The organism is Sphingobacterium corticis (genome assembly GCF_042684745.1).
GTDB lineage: Bacteria > Bacteroidota > Bacteroidia > Sphingobacteriales > Sphingobacteriaceae > Sphingobacterium > Sphingobacterium corticis.
In genome coordinates, this window is sequence record NZ_JBHUMA010000007.1 from 66,829 (window position 1) to 91,384 (window position 24,556).

General features: G+C 41.9%; 19 protein-coding genes and 3 tRNA genes. 15 read left to right on the top strand and 7 right to left on the bottom strand.

The window, feature by feature from the left end; genetic code table 11:
• The first annotated feature begins 52 nt into the window (after positions 1–52).
• Positions 53–1,237: a C1 family peptidase gene (locus tag ACFSQ3_RS13520; RefSeq protein ID WP_380870098.1), complete on the top strand. Its 1,185-nt coding sequence runs from the start codon at positions 53–55 to the stop codon at positions 1,235–1,237.
• 284 nt (positions 1,238–1,521) lie between these two features.
• Here the strand turns inward: ACFSQ3_RS13520 and ACFSQ3_RS13525 are convergent, their stop codons facing one another.
• Positions 1,522–3,672 carry a prolyl oligopeptidase family serine peptidase gene (locus tag ACFSQ3_RS13525; RefSeq protein WP_380870099.1) on the bottom strand — a complete coding sequence of 717 codons (2,151 nt, stop codon included), beginning with the start codon at positions 3,670–3,672 and terminating at the stop codon, positions 1,522–1,524.
• A gap of 151 nt (positions 3,673–3,823) precedes the next feature.
• Between ACFSQ3_RS13525 and ACFSQ3_RS13530 the strand changes: the two genes are divergently transcribed.
• The 8 genes from ACFSQ3_RS13530 (at position 3,824) to ACFSQ3_RS13565 (ending at position 9,873) form a co-directional block, all read left to right on the top strand.
• Positions 3,824–4,579 (top strand): UDP-2,3-diacylglucosamine diphosphatase, encoded by a 756-nt coding sequence (locus ACFSQ3_RS13530; RefSeq protein WP_380870100.1) that lies wholly within the window; start codon positions 3,824–3,826, stop codon positions 4,577–4,579.
• Between the two features lie 126 nt (positions 4,580–4,705).
• Positions 4,706–5,779, top strand: coding sequence for a peptide chain release factor 1 (gene prfA, locus ACFSQ3_RS13535; RefSeq protein ID WP_380870101.1), 1,074 nt, complete (start codon positions 4,706–4,708; stop codon positions 5,777–5,779).
• A 74-nt stretch (positions 5,780–5,853) separates the two neighbouring features.
• Positions 5,854–5,927: transfer RNA gene (locus ACFSQ3_RS13540), tRNA-Asp, on the top strand.
• A gap of 68 nt (positions 5,928–5,995) precedes the next feature.
• Positions 5,996–6,072 (top strand) — tRNA-Asp (locus tag ACFSQ3_RS13545).
• A 36-nt stretch (positions 6,073–6,108) separates the two neighbouring features.
• Positions 6,109–6,182: transfer RNA gene (locus tag ACFSQ3_RS13550), tRNA-Asp, on the top strand.
• A gap of 1,003 nt (positions 6,183–7,185) precedes the next feature.
• Positions 7,186–7,680, top strand: coding sequence for a TetR/AcrR family transcriptional regulator (locus tag ACFSQ3_RS13555; protein ID WP_380870102.1), 495 nt, complete (start codon positions 7,186–7,188; stop codon positions 7,678–7,680).
• A 495-nt stretch (positions 7,681–8,175) separates the two neighbouring features.
• Positions 8,176–8,760 (top strand): RNA polymerase sigma factor, encoded by a 585-nt coding sequence (locus ACFSQ3_RS13560; RefSeq protein WP_380870103.1) that lies wholly within the window; start codon positions 8,176–8,178, stop codon positions 8,758–8,760.
• Positions 8,761–8,793: 33 nt separating this feature from the next.
• On the top strand, positions 8,794–9,873 hold the full coding sequence (locus ACFSQ3_RS13565; protein WP_380870104.1) for a S1C family serine protease: 1,080 nt from the start codon (positions 8,794–8,796) through the stop codon (positions 9,871–9,873).
• A 90-nt stretch (positions 9,874–9,963) separates the two neighbouring features.
• On the opposite strand, the gene ACFSQ3_RS13570 is transcribed toward ACFSQ3_RS13565, so the two are convergent.
• On the bottom strand, positions 9,964–10,599 hold the full coding sequence (locus ACFSQ3_RS13570; protein WP_380870105.1) for a peroxiredoxin: 636 nt from the start codon (positions 10,597–10,599) through the stop codon (positions 9,964–9,966).
• A gap of 196 nt (positions 10,600–10,795) precedes the next feature.
• On the opposite strand from ACFSQ3_RS13570, the gene ACFSQ3_RS13575 reads away from it, so the two are divergent.
• On the top strand, positions 10,796–11,932 hold the full coding sequence (locus ACFSQ3_RS13575; RefSeq protein ID WP_380870180.1) for an acyl-CoA dehydrogenase: 1,137 nt from the start codon (positions 10,796–10,798) through the stop codon (positions 11,930–11,932).
• A gap of 17 nt (positions 11,933–11,949) precedes the next feature.
• Here ACFSQ3_RS13575 and ACFSQ3_RS13580 read toward each other — a convergent pair whose 3' ends face one another.
• Positions 11,950–12,348: a hypothetical protein gene (locus ACFSQ3_RS13580; protein ID WP_380870106.1), complete on the bottom strand. Its 399-nt coding sequence runs from the start codon at positions 12,346–12,348 to the stop codon at positions 11,950–11,952.
• An 86-nt stretch (positions 12,349–12,434) separates the two neighbouring features.
• Positions 12,435–13,469: a glutamate 5-kinase gene (gene proB / locus ACFSQ3_RS13585; RefSeq protein WP_380870107.1), complete on the bottom strand. Its 1,035-nt coding sequence runs from the start codon at positions 13,467–13,469 to the stop codon at positions 12,435–12,437.
• 114 nt (positions 13,470–13,583) lie between these two features.
• Here proB and ACFSQ3_RS13590 point away from each other — a divergent pair, with 114 nt between their 5' ends.
• Positions 13,584–15,845 (top strand): glycosyltransferase family 117 protein, encoded by a 2,262-nt coding sequence (locus tag ACFSQ3_RS13590; protein WP_380870108.1) that lies wholly within the window; start codon positions 13,584–13,586, stop codon positions 15,843–15,845.
• Between the two features lie 21 nt (positions 15,846–15,866).
• Positions 15,867–16,589 (top strand): hypothetical protein, encoded by a 723-nt coding sequence (locus ACFSQ3_RS13595; RefSeq protein WP_380870109.1) that lies wholly within the window; start codon positions 15,867–15,869, stop codon positions 16,587–16,589.
• Positions 16,590–17,174: 585 nt separating this feature from the next.
• Here ACFSQ3_RS13595 and ACFSQ3_RS13600 read toward each other — a convergent pair.
• Positions 17,175–18,845: a glutamine--tRNA ligase/YqeY domain fusion protein gene (locus ACFSQ3_RS13600; protein WP_380870110.1), complete on the bottom strand. Its 1,671-nt coding sequence runs from the start codon at positions 18,843–18,845 to the stop codon at positions 17,175–17,177.
• A gap of 88 nt (positions 18,846–18,933) precedes the next feature.
• On the opposite strand from ACFSQ3_RS13600, the gene ACFSQ3_RS13605 reads away from it, so the two are divergent.
• Complete coding sequence (locus ACFSQ3_RS13605) at positions 18,934–20,196, top strand: hypothetical protein (RefSeq protein ID WP_380870111.1); 1,263 nt, start codon at positions 18,934–18,936, stop codon at positions 20,194–20,196.
• A gap of 61 nt (positions 20,197–20,257) precedes the next feature.
• Here the strand turns inward: ACFSQ3_RS13605 and ACFSQ3_RS13610 are convergent, their stop codons facing one another.
• Positions 20,258–20,905 carry a carbonic anhydrase gene (locus ACFSQ3_RS13610; protein ID WP_380870112.1) on the bottom strand — a complete coding sequence of 216 codons (648 nt, stop codon included), beginning with the start codon at positions 20,903–20,905 and terminating at the stop codon, positions 20,258–20,260.
• 239 nt (positions 20,906–21,144) lie between these two features.
• Between ACFSQ3_RS13610 and ACFSQ3_RS13615 the strand changes: the two genes are divergently transcribed.
• Complete coding sequence (locus ACFSQ3_RS13615; RefSeq protein WP_380870113.1) at positions 21,145–22,059, top strand: nucleotidyltransferase family protein; 915 nt, start codon at positions 21,145–21,147, stop codon at positions 22,057–22,059.
• Positions 22,060–22,066: 7 nt separating this feature from the next.
• Here the strand turns inward: ACFSQ3_RS13615 and ACFSQ3_RS13620 are convergent, their stop codons facing one another.
• Complete coding sequence (locus tag ACFSQ3_RS13620; RefSeq protein WP_380870114.1) at positions 22,067–23,347, bottom strand: replication-associated recombination protein A; 1,281 nt, start codon at positions 23,345–23,347, stop codon at positions 22,067–22,069.
• A 111-nt stretch (positions 23,348–23,458) separates the two neighbouring features.
• On the opposite strand from ACFSQ3_RS13620, the gene ACFSQ3_RS13625 reads away from it, so the two are divergent.
• Positions 23,459–24,535, top strand: coding sequence for a tetratricopeptide repeat protein (locus ACFSQ3_RS13625; protein ID WP_380870115.1), 1,077 nt, complete (start codon positions 23,459–23,461; stop codon positions 24,533–24,535).
• The last annotated feature ends 21 nt before the right edge of the window (positions 24,536–24,556 follow it).

A 24,556-nucleotide genomic window follows, 5' to 3' on the forward strand; every position in this document is an offset into this window, starting at 1 on the left:
GTGGAATAGATTTTCTACATTCGTATCGATAACACAACGATACAACTAAATCATGAATGTAAACAAGTCGATCGCGCTAGCTTTAGCGCTTTTTGTAGGTTCATTCAGCGTACATGCGCAGGACGATCTTATCAACTCTATTAAAGGAAATGCTAGCAGTAATAGTAAAGCAGGGTTTCAATTTACTGAAGTCATCAATCTAGAAAACACACCTGTTAGAGATCAAGGTTCTACCGGAACATGTTGGTCTTATTCGGGAAATTCCTTTTTGGAATCGGAGATGATCCGCATGGGTAAAACACCGGTGGAGATTTCACCGATTTATACGGCTCGCCAAACGTACATCGAGAAAGCGAAAAATTTTGTTCGCTTGCACGGTGATCAAGCACAAGGCGAAGGTGGACAAGTGCATGACGTGTTAACCATTTTTAAAAAATATGGTGCTGTACCTCGCGAAGCGTACACTGGATTGCAACCAAACCAATTACGCAACAACTTCGGCGATATGACGCCGATCTTGCAGAATATGGCGGAAACGGTGGCTAAATCAAAAAAACCGGCAAATAACTGGGTGCAAGCATACACGAACGTGCTGGATTCTTACTTAGGAAAAGCGCCGGAAAACTTTACGTATCAAGGTAAACAATACACGCCGAGAACATTCGCGGATCAAGTAATTGGCATCAATCCAAAGGATTACGTGGCTATTTCTTCATTCGATGCTTATCCATATTATGAACCATTTGTTTTGTTAATTCCAGACAATTGGTCGTTTGAAAGCTTTCAAAATGTTCAAATCAATGATTTAACGGACATCGTCGACTATGCGTTGAGCAAAGGTTATACGATCGCTTGGGCGACGGATGTTTCGGAGAAAAGCTTCAGCTGGCGCAACGGTGTCGCTTACGTTCCTGAGAAACCCGTGGAGATGATGACTGCTACCGAGCAAGCGGATATGTTCAACGGACCAAAAGCGGAACCTTCAATCACTCCTGCGCAACGTCAAGAAGCATTCGACAATTACTCGACAACGGACGATCATGGTATGCACATCGTTGGTTTGGTAAAAGATCAAAACGGCAAAGAATACTACAAGATCAAAAATTCTTGGGGAGAATCGAATGACTACAAAGGTTATATGTATGTAACCAAAGAATTCGTTCGCTACAAAACGATTTCTCTGTTGCTACACAAAGATGGTTTGTCATCTGCAGTTAAGAAGAAATTGGGATCGTAGAAAGACGAATCCGATAGAAAGAGAAAGGGCTGAATACCGAGAAGGTTTTCAGCCTTTTTTTGAAATATAAAGATGCGTGGCCATGTATGTGCCATAATAAAAAGTCTAACTCACCTTTAGGACAATTAACGCCAACATAGTTCCTGTTGAAATATAGAAAACTTACAGAGTTTCGAACATTCCAACGAGATAGCAAAAGCAAGTCTGTGACCTCTCCATACTAAAATACAAGAGTCGGAATGCTGGCGCATTCCGACTCTTGTATCTGAATTTACTTATTAAACCTACTTAATCTCCTTAAACGGCAGATTCATATTTTGGAACATAAAAGCCCATTTATCTACTTGCTCGGCAATTACCATTTCGGTAGATTTTCCAGCTCCATGTCCGGCTTTTGTATCAATACGAATCAGCACCGGATTATCTCCTTTATTATAAGATTGCAATTGAGCCGCAAACTTAAACGAATGCGCTGGAACTACGCGATCATCGTGATCCGCTGTTGTTACCATGGTCGCCGGATAGTTAGTATCCGGTTTTAAAGCGTGGTAAGGCGAGTATTTATACAAGTAAGAAAACATCTCCTCGCTATCTTCTGCGGTTCCGTAATCAAAAGCCCAACCTGCTCCTGCAGTGAACTTATGATAACGCAACATATCCAAAACACCAACTGCTGGGAAAGCAACCTTAAACAATTCCGGACGCTGTGTCATTGCAGCGCCGACCAACAATCCGCCATTCGATCCACCAGCGATCGCTAGGCGCTCAGAAGAGGTGAATTTCTCGTTAATTAAATATTCCGCAGCGGAAATGAAATCGTCGAATACGTTCTGCTTATTCAGCTTCGTTCCGCCCAAGTGCCATTTTTCACCATATTCACCGCCACCACGCAAATTCGCGACAGCAAATACGCCACCTTGCTCCAAAAGCAAAATATTGCTGGTGCTAAATGATGGGGTCAAACTCACATTGAAACCACCGTAACCATACAACAATGTTGGATTGGTACCGTCCAGCTTCAAACCTTTTTTATGCGTAATAATCATCGGCACTTTGGTTCCATCTTTCGACGTATAAAAAACCTGCTTCGATTCATATTTATCGGCATCAAACAAAACACCTGAACGCAAATATTCTTCGGATTTTCCTTCGGCGATATCATATTTATAAATCGTACCCGGATCTACGTAAGATGTAAACGAATAATACAAGGTTTTATCATCGTGCTTCGCACCAAATCCGCCTGCAGTACCCACGCCCGGAAGCTCGATTTCTCGTTCCAACTTACCAGTTCTATCAAACTGCTTCACCAAGGAAGTGGCATCTTTCAGGTAGTTTGCGAAGATTTTTCCACCTCCGGTGGATGGCTGTAAAACATGTTCCGTTTCCGGAATAACATCCTTCCAGCCAGCAATACCCGGATTAGCTACATCCACAGAAACAACGCGTCCGTTTGGCGCATTGAGCTCCGTATAGATAAACAGCTTCGTACCATCATTATCGATTACGGAATGATTCTTATCCATATTATCTACAATGGCAACGAATTTTGAATCTGCTTGCGACAAATCCTTAATGTAAAGCGAATTACCAGAAGTCGTATTTGCCGCACTAGCAATTAAATAACGACCATCCTCGGTTACACCTGCAGAAATATAGCGACGAGGAAAAGTGGCTCCTCCAAGAATCAACTCATCGTTCGCTTGAGGCGTATTCAATTGATGGAAAAACAATTTATGCTGGTCGGTCATCGCTGAAAGTGCCGATCCGTCTTTTGGTTTGTCGTAGCTGCTGTAGTAAAAACCTTCGTTCCCTTTCCAAGAAAGTCCTGAAAACTTCACATTCAACAAGGTATCGCCGACAACCGATTTATCTTCCGCTTTTAGCACGATAACTTTACGCCAATCCGATCCGCCTTCCGAAATTTGGTAAGCAACCAATGAACCGTCTTTGCTGAACTCAATTCCCGCCAAAGATGTCGTTCCGTCTTCCGAAAATTTATTCGGATCTAGGAAAACCTCTTCTTTTCCATCGTCGCCTTTCTTACGATACAATACGTATTGGTTCTGCAAGCCATCATTTTTGTAGAAATAGGTAAAATCGCCTTCCTCAAATGGTGCAGTTACTTTCTCGAAATCCCACAATTTCTTTAAACGATCGCGCATCGCTTCGCGAAATGGAATCTGACTTAAATAGTCGTTGGTAACTTCGTTTTCCGCAGCAACCCAAGATTTGGTTTTGTCCGACAAATCATCCTCCAACCAACGATATGGATCGTCCACGGATGTACCAAAATAAATATCTTTTTGATCGATGCGCTCTGTTTGCGGATAAGGCTTCAACTTAATTTCCTCCGACGGAGCGATTTCCTTCGATTGATTACACGCCACAACGGCTAACGTAACTACGAGATAACCAATTTTTTTATGTACCATAATTTTATAGCTGTTTCCACAAAAATAAATATTCTGTCATGAAATGTCCAAGATTGAAAAATAAGATCAAAAATAACATGGACATTCCATATGACCATTAAAAAGCAAATCACTTATATATGAAATAAAAATTAGGTAATTTCGTAAGCAAATGTCCACGAAAACGAAAGTATATTTCGCATCCGATTTTCATCTTGGAGCTTATCCGCAATCGGCTTCCGTCGCGCGCGAACGCCGTATTGTTTCTTGGTTAGATCATATCAAACAAGATGCGAAGGCTTTGTATTTGGTTGGCGATATTTTTGACTTTTGGTTTGAATACAGCACGGTTGTACCGAAAGGTTATGTTCGTTTTCTAGGAAAATTGGCAGAGCTTGCAGATTTGGGCATTGAGATTACCTTTTTCAAAGGAAACCACGATATGTGGATGTTTGGATATCTGAAAGAACAGCTCAATGCAACCATAATTTCCGACGAAATGGTTATTCAGATGGATGGAAAATCCTTCTATCTGCATCATGGAGACGGATTAGGACCAGGTGACCGAAAATACAAGTTTTTGAAAAAAATCTTTCGCAGCTCGCTGTGCCAATGGTTATTTGCTAGACTGCACCCCAACCTCGGAATTGGAATTGCCACAAGATGGTCGAAACACAGTCGACTGACTAGCGGAGCTAATGAAATATTCTTGGGAAAGGACAAAGAATGGATTTACCAATATGCAAGCGAAATCGAAGACAAAGAACATCACGATTTTTACATTTTCGGACATCGGCATTTGCCCTACGATCTGCCAATAGGAACCGAAAGTCGCATCATCAATTTGGGCGAATGGGTTAACTACGAAACCTATGCAGTTTGGGATGGAGAAAGTTTGGCGCTTCATAATTGGAAAGAACAGCCTTAAATTAACACCGCCTAAAGCAAACTTTTTTCAGTACTTTTGTGCACTTTTACAAGTTGTTCGCTCGCGAACTATAGCCGGATAATCGGTCAGCAGCGAGCATGAACATTACATTGAGAACATACTGTTATGTTAGAGAAATTACAAGCCATAAAAGAGCGTTGGGAAAGCGTTGAAGCTGAATTGAGCAATCCGGACACGATTAGCGACATGAAGCGCTTTGCCAAGCTAAACAAGGAATACAAGGATTTATCGAAGATTGTAGAGCAATATCATATCTACAAAAACATCGTTAGCAATATCGACACCAACAAGGATATCTTGGCCAACGAAAAAGACCAAGAACTTCGCGAAATGGCCAAAGAAGAAATGGATATTTTGTTGACGCAACGCGAAGAAAAAGAAGAAGAAATCCGTTTGATGTTGATTCCGAAAGATCCGGAAGATGGCAAGAACGCGATTATCGAGATTCGCGGCGGTAGTGGTGGCGATGAGGCTGCTCTGTTTGCAGGCGATTTGTACCGTATGTACACACGCTATTTCGAAACGAAAGGTTGGCGAAACGAGGTAATGGACGTGACGGAAGGAACTTCCGGTGGCTACAAAGAGGTGATTCTAAAGGTAATTGGCGAAGACGTTTACGGACAATTAAAATATGAATCAGGCGTGCACCGTGTTCAACGTGTTCCAGATACTGAAACACAAGGCCGTGTGCATACATCAGCAGCTTCTGTGGCGGTTCTTCCAGAAGCAGAGGAAGTCGATGTGGAAATTAATCCGGGTGATATTGAGATGCAAACATCTCGATCTGGTGGTGCCGGCGGACAGAACGTAAATAAGGTTGAAACGAAAGTACAACTTACGCACAAACCGTCCGGAATCGTGGTAGTTTGTCAGGTTGAGCGTTCGCAATTGGCGAATCGTGAGCTTGCTATGGAGATGCTTCGTAACAAATTGTACGAATTGGAGGTACAAAAGAAACATGGCGATGTGGCTGCGAAAAGAAAAACAATGGTTTCTACGGGTGACCGCTCTGCGAAGATTCGCACGTACAACTATCCGCAAGGTCGCGTTACAGAACATCGCATTGGTCTGACAATGTACAACTTGCCTGCCGTTATGGACGGAGCTATCCAAGATATTATCGATGCACTGCAGTTTGCCGAGAACGCAGAAAAGATGAAAGAAGGTACTGTAGAGTAGCTTTTTTGAAAATTTTGTTAGCGGATTTAGAAATAAACACTATATTTGCACACCCTGTCGAAATCAGGGGAAATGGTCTGGTAGTTCAGCTGGTTAGAATACATGCCTGTCACGCATGGGGTCGCGGGTTCGAGTCCCGTCCAGACCGCACAAAAAAAGAAGAGAAATCTTCGAAACGTTCTTTTTCAATACGGATTAAAAGTTTTTGAGAATACTGGTCTGGTAGTTCAGCTGGTTAGAATACATGCCTGTCACGCATGGGGTCGCGGGTTCGAGTCCCGTCCAGACCGCCAATAATTCTCTTTTACTTCTTAATCAAAAAATTAGTAGGTCTGGTAGTTCAGCTGGTTAGAATACATGCCTGTCACGCATGGGGTCGCGGGTTCGAGTCCCGTCCAGACCGCTTATTAATTTGGAGAAAGCTCAATGTGTTATCACATTGGGCTTTTCTTTTTTAGAAGCTTTTGGCGTTGTAAAAGCCATCCAAAAAAGATTTCAATAATCTACAAGTCGGTTTATTCAGAATCGAAAAATTCGCTGCTATATTTTTATAGATTAAGAAAACACTCGCATCTTCACTTCAATCAGCAAATAGTCTAGATCATTCTTCTTGATAGATGTGCGCCATCACTAGAAGCTTACAAACTTGATCACATCGCCCCAAAGGTAACATCAGAGAACCCGATCCCAATCACTCCGCTAAATTCGTTGAATTCAGAAGGAGAAGCTGTCTTCTCAAAGAATTGTATGAGCACATGAAAAAGGAAAATTTTAGCGCAGCAAAATTTATCCGATCCATATTTTTAAAAATCCACAGAAGCAAAATTTCTCACACGACATTAAATTTCGCAACAAAAAGTGAAATAAAAATAGGTTAGAAATAGTCTGATATCATTTACTATCCTGTACTATCCTGCTCTATGGAAACAAGCTGTTTTCATCAAAATTACATTTATTCGATATAAAAGCAAGGATCGCGTACACATCTTGTTATGAAGGAAATTGAACCATAAAAATAATCAAATGGTCATTCAAACTACATGACATTCTCGAAGAACTGGATGTAGAGCAACCGCTTTTTAATGCAGATAAGTCTAATAATATCCTATAAATTCCTCTCAATGGGATATGCCCTTCGAAACTTTAAAGCTATATTTACATACAAAAGGAACATCATTTTATTATTAAATACTTAGTGTTGCCATTAATCGGTTCATGAAGAGGAAAAAATATTGATCCGCACACTAAGTAGCATGAGTGTTTTTTATCGGATGCCGCTCACGTTAAATTATTATGGGTAGAAAAAGTATTAAAGAAACAAGAAGACTAGAAATCGTCAAAATTTTTTACAAAGTCGCAAAAAAATAGGGCTAGAAAACTGCTCCATTGCAAAAATTGCTACCGTAATGGACATCAATCCTAGTCTCGTCATCCATTATTTTAAAACGAAAGAAGAATTAACCCTCGCATTGATCGAGTATATATTAGAAAAATATTCTTTAATGTTTCAATATGCGGAAACAGATACATACGCTGAGATAAAAAACACGCTACATAAGATGATCAATGATTTGTTCTCGCAAAAGTGGAACAGATTGTTTGACGATGGACTTTTCTACAGTTGCTATGCGCTTACTTTTCGAGAGCGAAAAGTAAAGGCCATGTACAAGGATTTGACGGACATGTTGCGCTCGAAATTAGAATCACTTATCGAGCTTTGTAATGAACACAAGATTACTAATATTGCAGAGCCAAGTGTGACGACGGATTTGATTTTTGCGTTAGTTGACGGAGCGTATTTTTATTTAAGTGTCGCGTCGACAGCGAAGGACTTTGAGCAAAAGATCAGTATTTACAAACAACAAACTTACAAGTTACTCAACATAGAAGCGGTTGCATAGCGAATCTTATCGCCGCTCGTATGCATAAATCCAAACACAGCGATAGATGACTATCCTGTAACGGCTACAAAATTTCGCACATTCCAGATACAATCTTAACACGACCGTGCTTACCAATAAGCGCGATTAGTACGGTAGTAATGGAGGTTTGATAGTTCAAGCTATCAGACGCCATCTTCTGCATATCTTAAAATTACGCGTAGCAGAGAGCATCCTTTGATGCTTGAAATACTCCATGTCGCGATCAGATCTAGAAGCAATACAATCCCTAACTTTGCTTTAAAGGACTGCAAATAATATCAAGAGCAATTATCCGTTTAATTTTGATAAGGAACATTGGATTACTGTTCAAAAATCTATCTTCAACAAACTATTTTTGTACCTCGCTTATTTCAAAAAAAAGAGTAGGTTTGATGTAAGAATTATCCGATTCGTTAAAAATCGTAAAAGTTGTGCAAAGGTGGGTTACTATTTAGGGAAGTTACGTATTAACAAGTGAGTAATATCAGAAACATATTGCCGAAAGAGATCGATGATCTGAGCCTTTTAAAGGGATTGGCTGCTAAAGACAATCGCGCGATACTGCAGTTATATAAATTGCATTTTCCTTACGTGGAACACATGATTATCAATAACAATGGTTCGCAAGATCAAGCGAAAGACATCTTTCAGGAGGCGGTAATGGTATTATTTGATAAGGTTACCGGCGAAGGGTTTGTGCTGGAAAGCAAGCTTAAGACATTTTTGTATGCAGTTTGTCGACGGCTTTGGCTGAAACAACTCAGCAAGAAATCCAGCAAACATATATCCATCGAACAAGATGGGTACGAAGAGAAAATCGACGTTTCTGACGACCTGCAATTGCACGAAGAGCAAGAGCAGCGGTTTGAGAAAATGGAAAACGCACTTCATTTGTTAGGCGAACCTTGTCAAAGTATACTGACGGATTTTTATATTAATAATAAATCCATGCAGGATATATGCGACAAATTTGATTATACAAACACGGACAATGCCAAAACACAGAAATACAAATGTTTGCAACGTCTAAAGAAGTTATTCTTTAGCAATGCACTTTAAAATAGTTTGGCAGACCCAAAAAAGGATAGTGAGATGAGCAAATGGAGCTTACAGGAGTTTTTGGAGCAGGCAGATAAATATCTGTCCAACGAACTTACGCAGGAAGAGCGCGCAAGTTTCGACGCATTCCGTCGGGAAAATCCATTATTTGAGGAAAAGTTTGTCGAGCATCAAAAGTTCGTCGAGCAGATGCAGCTACATAGTAGACGCGCCGACTTCAAACGATCATTGGATCAAGTGTTCGAACACGAATACCGTTCTCCAGGAATTGTCAAGAAGATGTGGAATGTTTTACGCATCAACGGCGTTGCAGCAGCGGTTGTAGCTGTGATATCATCACTGGCTACCTTATATAGCACGGGCTATTTTTCGACCATTAAGAAAACCACATCCGATTATAGCGCGTTGCGCCGTGAGGTAAACAACGTGAAACGCAACGTAAACGCACAGCACACAGCTATCAAAAAAATCAACAATAATCAAAACGAACAACCTACCATTCATTACGGAGCAACCGGATTTTTGTTAAACAAGAATGGTTATGTTGTTACGAATTACCACGTAGTGAATGATGCCGATTCTGTTCATCTACAAAATCGCCAAGGCAATTCTTATAAAGCGGATATTATCTATAAGGATATGGAGAAAGATTTGGCTATTCTACATATTAGCGATGGCGAATTCAAACCCAACAAAAACATTCCTTATTCGTTCCGCAGTCAAGATTTGGATTTAGGCGATGACATTTTCACTATTGGTTATCCGCGCGACGAAGCTGTTTATGGTGAAGGTTATTTAAGTTCTTCCACCGGTTATGCCGGAGATACATTGGCTTATCAGATATCCATTCCATTGAATCCAGGCAATAGCGGAGGTCCGGTATTCGACCATTACGGGAATATTATCGGTATTATTTCCGGTAAACAAAAAGGAATTGACGGCGCCGGATTTGCAATCAAAACAGAGGCGCTAATGAATGCCTTAAAGGACATTCCGGCAGATGTTTTGAAAGGTGATGTGAGCCTTAATGATAAAAACTCCATGTCTGCGATGAGCCGTACGGAGCAAATCAAAAAAGTACAGGACTACATCTACATCGTTAAGGTATATTAATAGAACAATTGTTCTAAATCATAGAAAAGGCCATGTTTTCGTTGAAACATGGCCTTTTTCTATGTAGATAATTTCCGTCGTTATCGAATATTAAATATTCGGTTGCGGTGTTGTACGCAAATACGGTTTTATTTCGGTATGTCCTTTCGGAAACTTAGCCGGAATATCTTCTGTTTTGATTGCCGGAACGACAATTACATCTTCTCCGTGCTTCCAATCCGCTGGCGTAGCTACGGAATAATCCGCAGTAAGTTGCAGTGAATCGATTACACGTAAGATCTCTTGAAAATTTCTTCCCGTAGAAGCTGGGTAAGTCAACGTCAATTTCACTTTATGATCGGGACCAATTACAAAAACGGAACGAACGGTAGCTGTAGCAGATGCATTCGGATGAATCATATCATACAACTCCGCAATCTTACGATCTTTATCAGCAATAACCGGAAAATCCACGTTCGTATTCTGCGTTTCGTTGATGTCTTTAATCCATTCGTGGTGATCTTCAACCGAATCAACGCTCAGCGCTAAAACCTTCACGTTGCGCTTTTCGAACTCATCTTTCAATTGCGCAGTACGTCCCAGCTCAGTGGTACAAACTGGCGTGTAATCTGAAGGGTGGGAATATAAAACCACCCAGCTTCCCGCCGTGTAATCGTAAAAATCAATATCGCCAACCGTAGTTTGTGCCTGAAAATTTGGGGCTTCATCGCCTAATCTTAAACTCATATAATAAACTCCTTCCTTTTAATTGATAATATCTACCAATGTACTAGATTTTATACTATAAACAAAGTTTAACCCAAACTTGTTTGTCAAATTTTACGGATTGCCGACAGATTGTCTCGCCAGCAATTCTCCATTTTTATTATGCCAGCATAACAAATTATTTTATATTTGATTGTAAACCAACGGAAGTATTATGATAAACTTTAAATTGTCCGAAGAACATATTATGATTCGTGACGCCGCCCGCGAGTTCGCCCAAGAACTAAAAGCAGGCGTAATTGAGCGAGATGAAAAAGCGCAGTTTCCGCACGATTTCATGAAGAAAATGGCGGATTTAGGATTTATGGGAATTATGACACCGGAAGCTTATGGCGGCGCAGGATTGGATACGCTGGCTTATGTGTTAGTTTTGGAGGAGATTGCCAAGATCGATGCTTCTTCCGCGGTGATCCTTTCGGCGCACAATTCTTTGGTACTTTGGGGGCTAAATGAATATGGCACGGAAGAGCAAAAGCAAAAATTCTTAAAGCCATTAGCAATCGGCGAAAAACTTGGCGCGTTCGCGCTCTCCGAACCGGAAGCTGGCTCCGATGCATCGTCGCAACATACTACCGCAGAGGATCGCGGCGATCATTATCTATTGAATGGCACTAAAAACTGGATCACCAACGGTGGAAATGCAGACATTTATTTGGTTATTGCGCAAACGGACGCTTCGTTGGGTCATCGAGGAATCAATGTCCTGATTGTTGAGAAAGGCATGGAAGGTTTTACAGTTGGGCCGAAAGAAAATAAGCTGGGAATTCGCAGTTCGGATACGCATTCGTTGTTGTTTTCCGACGTGAAAGTTCCGAAAGAAAACCGCATCGGCGAAGACGGCTTCGGATTTAAGTTTGCTATGAAAACGTTGGATGGCGGAAGAATCGGCATAGCAGCTCAAGCGCTAGGCATTGCAGCGGGAGCATACGATTTATCGGTTGCTTATTCTCAGGAACGGAAAACATTCGGAAAGCCAATAAGCAACCATCAAGCTATACAATTTAAGTTAGCTGATATGGAAGTAGAGATTGAGGCTGCGCGCTTGCTTACTTACAAGGCGGCCTGGACAAAAGATCAGAAGCTGCCTTATGGGAAAGAAGCTGCGATGGCAAAACTGCATGCTTCGGAGGTAGCAATGAAGCATACGGTTGAAGCCGTTCAAATACACGGCGGATATGGATATGTAAAAGAATACCACGTAGAACGATTGATGCGCGACGCGAAGATTACGCAGATTTACGAAGGTACATCCGAAATACAGCGCTTGGTTATTGCACGCGAGATATTGCGTTAACGATTGAAAAGAGGTTTTTAAACCTCTTTCAGCTTAGCATCAATCTTTGCCAAATGATCGAAATCTTCGAAGGAAAAACTTCCCGTTTTGGCCGCGTGGTGTCCCAATAATGCTTTCGCCTTTTCTAATAAAGATTTGTCGGCACTAATAAATCCGTCGTACATCAACAGTAAAGCCAAAGGTCGGATTTGTTCATCCTGCAAACTGCTATCTGCATAATCTTTCAATGCAGCGATCTCCGACTCTTGGAAAAAACTCTTCTCCAGACCAAAAAATGCCAAATATCCGGCAGAAACTTCCGCATCATCCTCCGACGATTGCAAACCACTCTCCCACTTCTCAACGATCAACCGCAAGAACTTTCCCATCTCATTGATCCAATTCAGGATCGTATCCTTTTCTACTCGTATTCCCATGTCATGTATAGCATAAACGTGCCGAAGCAAATGTGCATATTTTTACGCTTTTTCGGTAAGATTATAAATTCGAATGTCAACAAATATTATAGCAGGACGATATCATCTGCGTGCGCAACTTCCACATTCTTTCTTCCGGTTTGCTGCTCAATTTCAACAGAATTGACCTTGGATTTCGCCACCGCAACAACAACATCCTGATGATCAACAATCTGAAAAATTTCACCTGAAACAAACTCACCCAAAACCTGCTTCACACCAACCGCCAACAAACTGCTTCGCTTTTTTATCGCTTCTATCGCCCCAGCATCTAACTTCAACTTCCCGGAAATCAAACTTCCAGATGCCATCCATTTCTTTTTAGAGGAAATTCGATTATTTATCGCTCGACATGTTGTCCCCGTTTCCCCTTTCATCGCTTTCAGCAAACCGTCTTCGGTTTTCATACTAAAAATTACGGACTCAATACCCATTTGACTTGCCAAGCGCGCAAAGTTCAGCTTCGATGTCATGCCGCCTAATCCAACGGATGATTTATCTGTGCGTGCCAACCCGAGCACATCGCTGTCCACTTTCTTAATTTCCGAAACCACCACGCCATCTTTATCCAACACGCCGGAAACGGAAGTGCTAAACAACAATTTCTCCGCACCGAAACCAACGGCAATTAAAGTAGCCAATTCATCATTGTCCGAAAACTTCAGTTGCTGATTGCTCACCACATCATTTTCGTTCGCAATCGGAATGATATTATTTCGCCATAGCGTTTCATATGTATTTTTCAATTGGAGAAATTGATCCCGATTGGCGAAATGTTGACGTTCGCATAAGCTTTGTGCCAAAGCAATTTGAAATGGTTTGAAATACGTCGCATAAGTTTGTAGCAAACGTGGATTCCCGATCGCCGCGGCTGCTTTGCGTTCGGAAAGTGTTCCGCGATATTTGGGTAAGAACCGTTTACCGGCCGCCACAGCACCGGAGGAAACCAGCACAATATTATATTTTTCTTGTAAAACCGCAGTCTGCCGAGCGATCTCCAAAATAATCCTTTCATCGACATCGCCAAGCTGATTCGTCACCGCTGCCGAACCAAATTTTATCACCAAAACAGGCTTCTTCATAACAGTTGTAATGTAGCCGAAATTTGGGATATCCGCAATAGTGTTAAGAATTGTTAACCATCGATTTAGCATGATAATATTTGGTATTTTCATTGATCAAAACTGACCTTATCTATGAACTTCAACAAATGGAATAACGCGATTGGATGGCTTTGCGGATTGCTGGCTACCGGAGTTTACGTATTGACTGCTGACAGCACCACAAGTTGGTGGGATACGGGCGAATTCATCGCGTCCGCATACAAAATGCAAATCGTCCACCAGCCCGGAGCACCGTTATTCCTGATGATTCAAAATATCTTCAGTAATCTGGCAGGGGGCGATGCAAGCAAAATTGCCTTTTGGATGAATGTTGGATCCGCTATATGTAGCGGTATGACGATCGTTTTTCTATGTTGGACAATCACCGCATTGGTTCGTAAGGTGATGGTGAAACGCAACGAAACGCCCGACGGGATAACCAGTTTCCAAATATTGAGCGCAGGAGCTATCGGAGCATTAGCGTATGCATTCACGGACACATTTTGGTATTCGGCGGTGGAATCAGAGGTTTACGCCATGTCGTCTTTATGTACAGCAGCTGTTGTTTGGCTAGCGCTGAAATGGGCGCATCGCTCAGAACAAGCGGATTCCAATCGATGGTTGCTACTCGTTGCTTATGTGATGGGATTATCCATCGGCGTACATTTGTTGAATTTATTGACGATTCCAGCAATTGCCTTGTTGATTTATTTTGAAGTGAACCGCAGAACGGATTGGAAAGGAATTACCAAAACCTTATTGATCGGCGTTGGCGCGTTGGGGTTAATCCTTTGGGGAATAATCCAATACTCCGTAAAAATTGCTGCTTACATTGATTTAGCCTTTGTCAATTCTTTGAGTTTACCATTCGGAAGCGGCATTACCTTTTTTGCTATTCTGTCTATCGGAGCTTTAGTTTACGGGCTTCGTATTTCGCAAAAACGGAATAAGCCGATCTTAAATACCGCAATTTTAGGTGTATGTTTTGTGTTGTTTGGGTACAGTTCTTATGTATTATTACCGATTCGCGCACAAACGGAAATTGCGTTGAATAACAATACGCCGGATAACGTTTTCTCTTTTTATGGTTATTTAACGAGAGAGCAATATCCGTCCGAGCCGCTATTTAAAGGACCAGCATTTAACGCACAAGCTATTGATGTGGAAGATCAGACATTCTACCGCAAAGATGCTGATAAGTACACTTCCATTTTTTCCGGCAGAGAATACACATACGATAACGAAATGTTATTCCCGCGCGTTTGGAGCGACCGTCATGCTTCTTTCTATCAAAGCTATTTGTCGCTTCAAGATGGGGAATCGCCTTCGCAACGTGATAACTTAAGCTTCTTTGTCGATTACCAACTCAACCACATGTATTGGCGGTATTTTATGTGGAATTTTGTCGGCAGGCAGAATGATACGCCGAACCCAACGCAAACAGCTTTCAGTGGAAATTGGCTGTCGGGCATTCCTGCCATCGATGATCTGCGACTAGGCGGACAACAATCTTTGGATGAAATTCTCTCAAAAGATCCATCGCGAAACACCTATTTCTTCTTACCACTTCTCATGGGGATCGCCGGATTAATTTGGCATATCCGGAAAAATAAACGAGATGCGTTGGTGTTGAGTTTACTCTTCTTTTTCACCGGAATTGCCATCGTGTTATATCTGAATCAATCGCCACTGCAACCTAGAGAACGCGATTATGCGTATGCAGGATCATTTTATATGTTTTCTATTTGGATCGGAATGGGCGTTTTGGGTATCACAGAAATATTGCGAAAACGCGTTCAGCTACGCTGGGCAACCATGTCTGCAACTGCCGTTTGTTTACTTGCTGCGCCAACACTCTTGATTAAAGAAAATTGGGACGATCACGACCGATCCGATCGAACAATGGCGAAACACATGGCCAGTAATTACCTCGAATCATGCGCTCCAAACGCTATTTTGTTTACCTACACCGATAACGATACGTTCCCGTTGTGGTACCTTCAGGAAGTAGAAGGCGTTCGCCGCGATGTTCGGGTTATTAATATTGGTTATCTACAATCGGATTGGTATTTGAAGCAATTAATGAACGATCAAGTTGATTTAGCGCGTTTACCGATTGACATCGAACCGCAAAAAATCGCCAAAGGAGTTCGAGACGGATTGATGTTCGTCGACATGCACATTAATAAACCTGTCGATGTAAAAACATTGCTGGAAATTATGCTGTCCGACAATCCAAGCAATCAAGTACAAATGCAAAATGGACAGTACGCGAACATATTACCAACCAAGAATTTCCAATTAGCGATTGATAAAGACGCTGTCGTAGCAAACCAAGCCGTGCCGAAAGCTTAGGAAGATAGTATTCCCAACGTTTTGCAGTGGACGTATAACAAAAACTATGTTTCGAGAGCAGAATTGGGCTTGATGTCATTGTTGGTCAACAATAATTGGGAACGCCCCGTATATTTCTTTTCGAGAATGCCGGAGGAACATACAATGGGCTTGGACAGGTATTTAGTTTCCGAAGGGTTGGTACACCGCTTGATGCCCGTTGAACGTGGACAAGTTGAGGGTAAATCTACCTTGGTTAACAAAGACAGTTTGTATGCGAATATAACTCAAAAGATGCAATGGGGAAATGTCAAAAATCTAAATCATGTAGATACGGACTCTCGTTTTATTTATGAAAACTTCCTATTTCCAGATGTAGTACAAACGGCCTTAGAGGAACTGATACAAAACAACGAAATGGAAAAAGCCGGAAAGGTAGCTAGCATTGCTTATCAAGAACGTCCTAAAAATGTAAGCAGCACCGTGCAGGCTTACCAAAACAGCGTCGTAATTGACACGTTATACAAAACGAAACAGCAAGATGAAGCAAACACGATGTTAGCACAAAATTTGGCTTACTTGTCCGCAGATATGGATCAAAAATTATCGGTGTATAATACAAAAGGCGACACGGACGTTCGCAGTTTACACATTGGCATGAGTACGTTGGCTTTGTACGAGGAAATATTACAGGAAGCCAAACAACCGGAATTGTTAGCGCAAGTGCAAGCGATGGATAAGAAATATAGAAGGTTGCTGGAGTAGGGTACCGGAGGTAATATGGTTGAGGAGTTCAGAAGGTTGATATTTTAGATATTCGCTCGAGCCGCGAAGGCTCATAATTTTTTGAGAAAAAAGTATGCAAAAACTCGCCGCTGACCGTATTGGCACAACGTTCGTGCATCCCTATGCAATTGCCAATCCGCTGAGGCGGCATTTGACGAAGATGGATGGTTGGTGGTTGGATAATTAAGTGGGTCAGAATGCCGACAAACAAATTCGACCTAGCGTTCCGACTGCGGTCATCTGGACGAAAGTAAATCCGTTAAGAACAAAAATCTGTTTGAGCGAAGCGAGTGCATTTTTGTTTAGGATTTCTTTTGGACAGATAGCAAGGAGGAATGCAGTCTTGATTTTGCCAAACTTTTATCAAGAAAAGTTTGAAATAAAATCGTTTCACCGCTCATTCCTCGGATTCGCAATGCCGATCTTCCTAGTGGCAAACCGAAAAAGCGCAAACTAGCTCGTCATCACGACGAGATTCGACGAAGTGATTTATTCCTAATTAAAAATCAAAAAGGCACCACGACTGCGGTGCCTTGAATATCAAATAACAAAGAATATTAAAAACTATCCTTTCTTCACTTCTTTCGCCCAAGAATCCTTAAGCGTTACCGTTCTATTGAACACTAAATGTTCCGGTGTAGATTTTGTATCTAGCGTATAATAACCTATGCGCAGAAATTGGTATCCTTTGCCCGGTTCAGCATTTGCCAAATCAGGTTCAACGAATGCTTTTTCCACGACTTTCAAACTATCCGGATTGATTGAAGTTCGGAAATCTTCCGCTGCTGCCGGATTTTCATCTTGAAACAAACGGTCGTACAAACGCACTTCCACCGTTTTAGCGTGCGGCGCGGAAACCCAATGAATCGTTCCTTTTACCTTCAATCCGGACGTATCTGCTCCCGATTTAGAATTTGGAACATACGTTGCGTGCACTTCCGTTACGTTACCGAATTCGTCTTTCACGAAATCGTGGCATTCCACAATATACGCATGTTTCAAACGAACTGACAAACCTGGACCAAGACGGAAGAATTTCTTCGGTGCATTCTCCATGAAATCGTCACGTTCAATCCAAAGTTCTCTCGAAAATGGAATTTCTCGACTTCCTTCTCCGCCTTCTACTTCCGGATTATTTTCTCCGATCAAAGTTTCTTCTTGTCCTTCCGGATAATTGGTAATCACCAATTTAATTGGATCCAGCACCGCCATACGTCTCCATGCCGTTTTGTTCAAATCCTCACGAATGCAGAATTCCAACAAACCTACGTCAATCATATTCTCGCGTTTTTGCACGCCAATACGATCACAGAAATTGCGGATACTGGCTGGCGTATAACCGCGGCGACGCAACCCGGAGATGGTCGGCATACGCGGATCGTCCCAACCTTCAACAAGCTTCTCGTTCACCAGTTGTAACAACTTGCGCTTGCTCATCATCGTGTAATTCAGATTCAAACGCGAAAACTCGTATTGTTTAGACGGAAATATCTCCAACTTATTGATCAACCAATCGTATAAAGGACGGTGTGGAATAAATTCCAACGTACAAATCGAATGAGTGATTTTCTCAATAGAATCCGACTGCCCGTGGGCAAAATCGTACATCGGGTAAATCTTCCATTTGTCGCCCGTGCGGTGATGATTTGCATGTTTAATGCGATACAATAATGGATCGCGCAAGTGCATATTCGGATTTGCCAAATCGATTTTAGCACGCAAAACTTTTGCTCCATCCGGATAAATACCATCACGCATTTCTTCGAAAAGCTTCAAGTTTTCTTCGATGGAACGACTGCGATAAGGTGTTGGAATACCCGGCTCTGTCGGTGTACCTTTAGATGCAGCAATCTCCTCCGCTGTACTATCGTCTACGTAAGCCAAATCCTTGCGAATAAGCTCCACAGCAAACGCATACAATTGATCGAAATAGTCGGACGTGTACAATTCCTCCGCCCATTGGAATCCCAACCACTGAATATCTTTCTTAATGCTTTCTACATACTCAACATCTTCCGTAACCGGATTCGTGTCGTCAAAACGCAAATTGGTTTTACCCTGATATCTGTTTGCGATGGAAAAGTTTAAGCAAATAGATTTGGCATGACCGATGTGAAGATAACCATTCGGCTCCGGCGGAAAACGCGTCAATACTCGACCGCCATGCTTCCCTTCGCGCAGATCCTCCTCAATGATCTCTTCGATAAAATTCAGTGATTTTTCTTCCTCTAACATCTTGCAAATTTATACAATTCGCCGATTATATGTACTATTGATTAAACCGCTATTTATCGTGAACTTTATTTTCTCAATGCGGATACTTATGAAATGGAAATTATACGTTCTTGCCTTCTTCTTTTTACCGATTTGCTTGTTTGCGCAAAGAAAAGAAAAGCCAACGTTGTTGGTTTATGGCGAAAGCGTAGAAGCTGTTAGTGCGGCTGTGCAAAGCGCATTATCTAGTGTTCCAACCTTGTGGGTTACACCTCAAAAAATAGATGCAATTTGGGATATTGATTTTGAGGAATTGGCACGGAGCGAACAAAATTTAGAAGGTGGCGTTTGGATGAAGTTGCTGATGGATGTAGCCAAACACAAATCGCCGAACGATAGCATTGCGCAAGAAGTCAAAAAACAACTTACCGCCATTCAATTATCGGAAGCATCGAATGCGTTACTTTCAGGCTTGTCCAAGCTAACGATTTTAGAAAATACAACTATAGAGAAAATAAAACTTGGAAAACGTGGTTGGCAAGTGCTATTAAGCGATCGAAAAAGATATGCTCCGTACGCGATCGTCGACGCATCGCAAACCCAGCAATTGGTCAGCCGCACCGCATTGGAAGATCGATTGCAAGAAGGCGAAAGTACGACCGCCGTCAGCAACTTTTCGGATTTCGCATCACAGCGAACAATCCTCGCTGTCGGAACAGATCAAGGAAACGTTCATCAACTTCTGTCATCCGAACTTCTTGAGCCCGTCAAAAACAATTTTTTCACGTTGAAATGCCTGAATGGTTTAGAATCCAACAACCAAAACATCGCTTTGCGCATGCAGTATGCACAAGCGGTTGGCGGAGCGGCCGCTTATTCCGCCTTTTTCAAAAAAGCAGCCGATAAAATTGATGTCCGCAAACTCCAATCGGAGCTATTGACGTACCGTGTCAGACTACTGCCGACGGCAGATGTTTCCACGGAAAACAAACATTTCAAAAGCTTGGAAAAAATTTTCTTGACGGGAATATTTAGCACGGAGAATAATCATTTTCAGCAAGATAAGCAAGTCAGCTACGCTGAGATTCAACCAGCGATGACTCAACTTTTTTCGCGCAGCCAACTTTGGTTCTTGGATAACGAAGGCGAATGGCTATCGTGGAAAGATGCTATTGAGCTGGTCAAGTTTGTAAGTACGCGCGGAAAGGAAGTAAATCGACAAATTGAGGAAGGATGGACCAATAGATTTGGATTTGGAAACGAATATGATGCTAATCGACCGATAACCCGCGGCGAATTTGCGGTTATTTTAGATCAATTTGCTAATCCGTATGCCGTATCCGTTACGCATGCTGGAGAAATCCGCAGATAAACAACAAAGGCGAAACTTAATGCTTCGCCTTGGAATATAAATCGCTAAAATGCTGTCAATCCTATTGATAAGCGAATACTTTACCTAAATCTTCATTAGAATCGAAAGTACAATCCTGATCGATCAATTCTCCGGTTCCGATGTTGATTACCATACCGTGAATAGCCAAATCCTGTTTGTTTTTCCAAGCGTTCTGTACGATAGATGTTGTACACAAATTAAACACTTGTTCTTTTACGTTCAATTCCACCATACGATCGACTTTCTTTTCTTCGTCTTGGATGGCATCCACTTCTTCGGCGTGCAAACGGTAAACATCCTTGATATGGCACAACCAGTTATCAATGATACCGAACTGCTTGCGGCTCAACGACGCAGCTACACCACCACAACCATAATGGCCAGCAACGATGATATGCTTAATTTTCAAAACGTTAACTGCATAATCGAGTACCGACAACATACTAATATCTGAGTGTACACACATATTAGCAATGTTACGATGCACAAAAACCTCACCCGGCTTTCGGCCTGTAATTTCGTTTGCTGGCACGCGACTATCTGCACAGCCAATCCATAAAATATCCGGACTTTGTCCTTTAGCCAACTGTTTAAAAATGCCGGATTGATCTTCTTTTACAAAATTAACCCAATCTTTATTGCCCTTTAAAATCTCGTCGAAGCTTTCTTCTAACGCCTTATTTCCCATAATATCTCTATTTAGTTTTTAATTGTTTCTCTGTAAAAAGTTCTCTTCGCTCATTGGGTAAACCACTCATTTGTAATCTCCCCATATCAGTTTTAACAAAATTATCGCCAAAGATGTTTGAAAGCGGTAGAATGATTTGATCCTCTGAACAAAATTAACAAAATTCATTTCCCGTAGGATAAAGTTTTATCTTTGGTATTTTTATTGAAAGGTAGTTTAAAACGATAGAGATAAACATCATGAACAAACCCACCCTCGTAGTGCTTGCTGCCGGAATGGCCAGCCGTTATGGTTCTTTAAAACAAGTAGATGGCTTCGGTCCGCACAAAGAAACGATCATTGATTATTCCATCTTTGACGCAATACGTGCCGGTTTCGGAAAAGTAGTATTCGTTATTCGCGAAGAATTTGAGGAAATCATGCGCCAAAATTTTGACGAAAAACTGAAAGGTAAAATTGATGTAGCCTACGCTTTTCAAAATTTTGACCTAAGTCGCTTTGGAGTAAATCGTAAAATTGAACGTACAAAACCTTGGGGTACTGCGCATGCCGTGATGTGCGCGAAAGAGCAAGTGCAAGAAAACTTCTGCGTCATCAATGCGGATGATTTCTACGGGTTTGATGCTTTCGACAAGATGGCAAAATTCCTAACACAGGATGTTTCGGACAAAAACATGGCACTGATGGGCTTCCAATTGGGCAATACGATGTCAGACTATGGTTATGTTTCACGCGGTGTTTGCGAAGTGGACGAGCAAGGCAATTTGAAATCGGTGACGGAGCGCACAAATATTTACTATGTTAAAGACGAAGCGAACGATACGAAAATCGTTTACGAAGAAGATGGCGTACAAAACGAATTAGATTTCGACACGCGCGTATCGATGAATTTCTGGGGATTCACACCACATATTTTCAGCGTTGCCGAAGGCTTATTTCCAGATTTTGTGGAGAATAACGCCGACAATCCGAAATCAGAATTTTTCATTCCGACTATTCCCGATTACATGGTAAAGCATGGTTTAGCAGATTTCAAAGTAATTCCGACTTCGTCGAAATGGTTCGGCGTAACCTATAAAGAAGATAAACCAATCGTTCAGGAAAGCATTTCTCAACTGATAAAGGACGGTGTTTATCCGGAAAAATTATTCTAAGCGATTATTAATAATCGTACTTGTCTTTCCACTTATCACGAAGGGACTGACGAAGCTTATCCTCGGCCGCATTGCGGCCGGGGTCGTATAATGTGGTTCCGGAAAGTCCATCCGGCATAAATTCTTGATCGACGAAATTCCCTGGAAAAGCATGTGCATATTGGTATTCCGTCCCATAATCCAACTCCTTCATTAATTTCGTTGGCGCATTGCGTAGATGCAGCGGAACGGATAGATCACCTGTACGTTTCACCAAAGCTTGCGCTTGATTAATTGCTTCATACGAGGCGTTGCTCTTTGCCGAGCTGGCCAAATAGGTAACGGTTTGTGAAAGGATAATTCGTGATTCCGGCCAACCGATTACATTAACAGCCTGAAAACAGTTATTTGCTAACAGCAAAGCGTTTGGATTAGCATTGCCAATATCTTCGGATGCTAAAATCAACAATCGCCGCGCGATAAATTTCGGATCTTCTCCTCCGGCAATCATGCGCGCCAACCAGTACACCGCCGCATTGGGATCGCTCCCACGAATGGATTTAATGAACGCCGAAATAATATCGTAATGTTGTTCACCTGTCTTATCGTAACGTGCCATATTCTGCTGTACCTGCTTCAACACAAAATCGTTATCGATAACGACCTGCTGCTGATAAGCAGCTTGCGCAACCAGCTCCAACACATTTAGCAAACGCCGCGCATCACCGCCAGACAACCGCAATAAAGCTTCGTATTCTTTAATTTTCAAATCTTGTTCCCGAAGAACTTCGTCCGTAGTCAAAGCATGCTGAACAATAGAAACCAATTGTTCTTCAGAAAGTGCTTCCAACACGTAAACCTGACATCGAGATAGCAAAGCACTGATCACTTCAAAAGATGGATTTTCCGTCGTCGCACCGATCAAAGTAACCAATCCTTTCTCTACAGCGCCCAACAGAGAATCTTGTTGTGATTTAGAAAAGCGATGGATCTCATCAATAAATAGAATGGGTTGTTCTTGGTTAAATTCAAAAAGCTGGCGTGCCTTTTCGATTACCTCACGCACTTCCTTTACGCCGGATTGGATCGCGCTCAAACTAAAAAACGGACGATCAATTTCCTTCGCAAACAGCAGGGCCAAAGTTGTTTTTCCAACTCCGGGAGGTCCCCAAAGAATCATGGACGGAATATTTTTCTGCTTGATCGCATTGTATAATACCGCACCGTCTCCCACAATATGCGCCTGCCCAATATACTCGGAAAGCGCTTTTGGGCGCATCCGTTCCGCTAAAGGTATTCTCGTTGCCATCTTACTCCTTTCAATTTGCAAGACTAAGTTAGCAGAATTCCTCCGCATTGACGCACAAATGGAGATAGCCTGCCGAGTTGTTGCAGACTTTCGTATATTAGTAAAACAACGATGAAGCAGATACATACTTTAGTTTTCACAATCGGTGCGCTTTTCGTAAGCGGACTGAGCTATGCGCAGAACAAAGATTCTGCACCGCATGCGACGAAATATAATGCAGCGTTCAATGGAGTCGGTCCGCGTGTGTACAATTTACCACCGCCGCGTAGCGAGGAAGAAATCCTGCGCGACGATTACGCGGATAAAAAGCCGTTTCAAGATTCAATCATGCGCGCGATGCAATTCCAACAAGTGCTCGCTGATTTCCGATTTACCAGCAGAAAAGGATCGATTGAGCAAACATACAACCCATTACCTGCAACCAGCGAAGATTGGAATCACGCCGTACATCAAGAAAAATCTTATGGCAATCGTGCATTGGCTGCTGCCCTATTGAACGAATACGCGTGGCAATCGCTCAACAAAAAATCAGTGCAGCAAGCTATCGGTTTACTGATCGGCGCAGTAGATATGGATACCGGTGCAGAACAAGATATGTTGAGTCTGCGTAGAAATTTAGCGGATGCTTATCTATTTAATCAAAATTATCGCGAAGCTGCGGAGCAGCATGAGCGCTTGCTAGCAAATTACGACACGCGAAGCGGATTGACAGAACAAGGTGATTCCTGGGTAAAAATTGCATTGGTACAGGCTTATTTAAAAGACTTTAAATTGGCGGAAAACTCTATTATCCGCAAGGCCATTCCATTGTATAATCGTGCGAAAGCGATGCAAAGTAAGGTATTAGCTTGGCAACAGCTTGCAGCTATTTATCAGATGCACGATAAACACACCGAAGCACAATGGTTTCTAATTCAAGCGCGTGATTTGGCAAAATCGAGAAACTTTACGAAGGAGTTGGGAGAAATTGAATACATGCTTGCAACGTCTAAACTTGCTCAGAAGAACTACAAAGTTGCGTTAGCCGAATTTGAGCGTGCAGAAAATATTGCAGCAGAAGATAAAGACGATTTATTATCGTTAGCTATCCACGACAAGAAAGGCGAGGTTTATTTAGGGCTTTCCAAATTCGAGGAAGCAAAAAAAGAACTGGAAGCGTATTGGAAATTGCGTGAGCAATTGTTTTAATTCTTTCTCTTTTGCGCTCTA

Coding starts and splice junctions, on each gene's coding strand:
- ACFSQ3_RS13520 (WP_380870098.1), top strand. CDS start 53: ATGAATGTAAACAAGTCGATCGCGCTAGCTTTAGCGCTTTTTGTAGGT.
- ACFSQ3_RS13525 (WP_380870099.1), bottom strand. CDS start 3,672: ATGGTACATAAAAAAATTGGTTATCTCGTAGTTACGTTAGCCGTTGTG.
- ACFSQ3_RS13530 (WP_380870100.1), top strand. CDS start 3,824: ATGTCCACGAAAACGAAAGTATATTTCGCATCCGATTTTCATCTTGGA.
- prfA (WP_380870101.1), top strand. CDS start 4,706: ATGTTAGAGAAATTACAAGCCATAAAAGAGCGTTGGGAAAGCGTTGAA.
- ACFSQ3_RS13555 (WP_380870102.1), top strand. CDS start 7,186: ATGGACATCAATCCTAGTCTCGTCATCCATTATTTTAAAACGAAAGAA.
- ACFSQ3_RS13565 (WP_380870104.1), top strand. CDS start 8,794: ATGAGCAAATGGAGCTTACAGGAGTTTTTGGAGCAGGCAGATAAATAT.
- ACFSQ3_RS13570 (WP_380870105.1), bottom strand. CDS start 10,599: ATGAGTTTAAGATTAGGCGATGAAGCCCCAAATTTTCAGGCACAAACT.
- ACFSQ3_RS13580 (WP_380870106.1), bottom strand. CDS start 12,348: ATGGGAATACGAGTAGAAAAGGATACGATCCTGAATTGGATCAATGAG.
- proB (WP_380870107.1), bottom strand. CDS start 13,469: ATGAAGAAGCCTGTTTTGGTGATAAAATTTGGTTCGGCAGCGGTGACG.
- ACFSQ3_RS13590 (WP_380870108.1), top strand. CDS start 13,584: ATGAACTTCAACAAATGGAATAACGCGATTGGATGGCTTTGCGGATTG.
- ACFSQ3_RS13600 (WP_380870110.1), bottom strand. CDS start 18,845: ATGTTAGAGGAAGAAAAATCACTGAATTTTATCGAAGAGATCATTGAG.
- ACFSQ3_RS13605 (WP_380870111.1), top strand. CDS start 18,934: ATGAAATGGAAATTATACGTTCTTGCCTTCTTCTTTTTACCGATTTGC.
- ACFSQ3_RS13610 (WP_380870112.1), bottom strand. CDS start 20,905: ATGGGAAATAAGGCGTTAGAAGAAAGCTTCGACGAGATTTTAAAGGGC.
- ACFSQ3_RS13615 (WP_380870113.1), top strand. CDS start 21,145: ATGAACAAACCCACCCTCGTAGTGCTTGCTGCCGGAATGGCCAGCCGT.
- ACFSQ3_RS13620 (WP_380870114.1), bottom strand. CDS start 23,347: ATGGCAACGAGAATACCTTTAGCGGAACGGATGCGCCCAAAAGCGCTT.
- ACFSQ3_RS13625 (WP_380870115.1), top strand. CDS start 23,459: ATGAAGCAGATACATACTTTAGTTTTCACAATCGGTGCGCTTTTCGTA.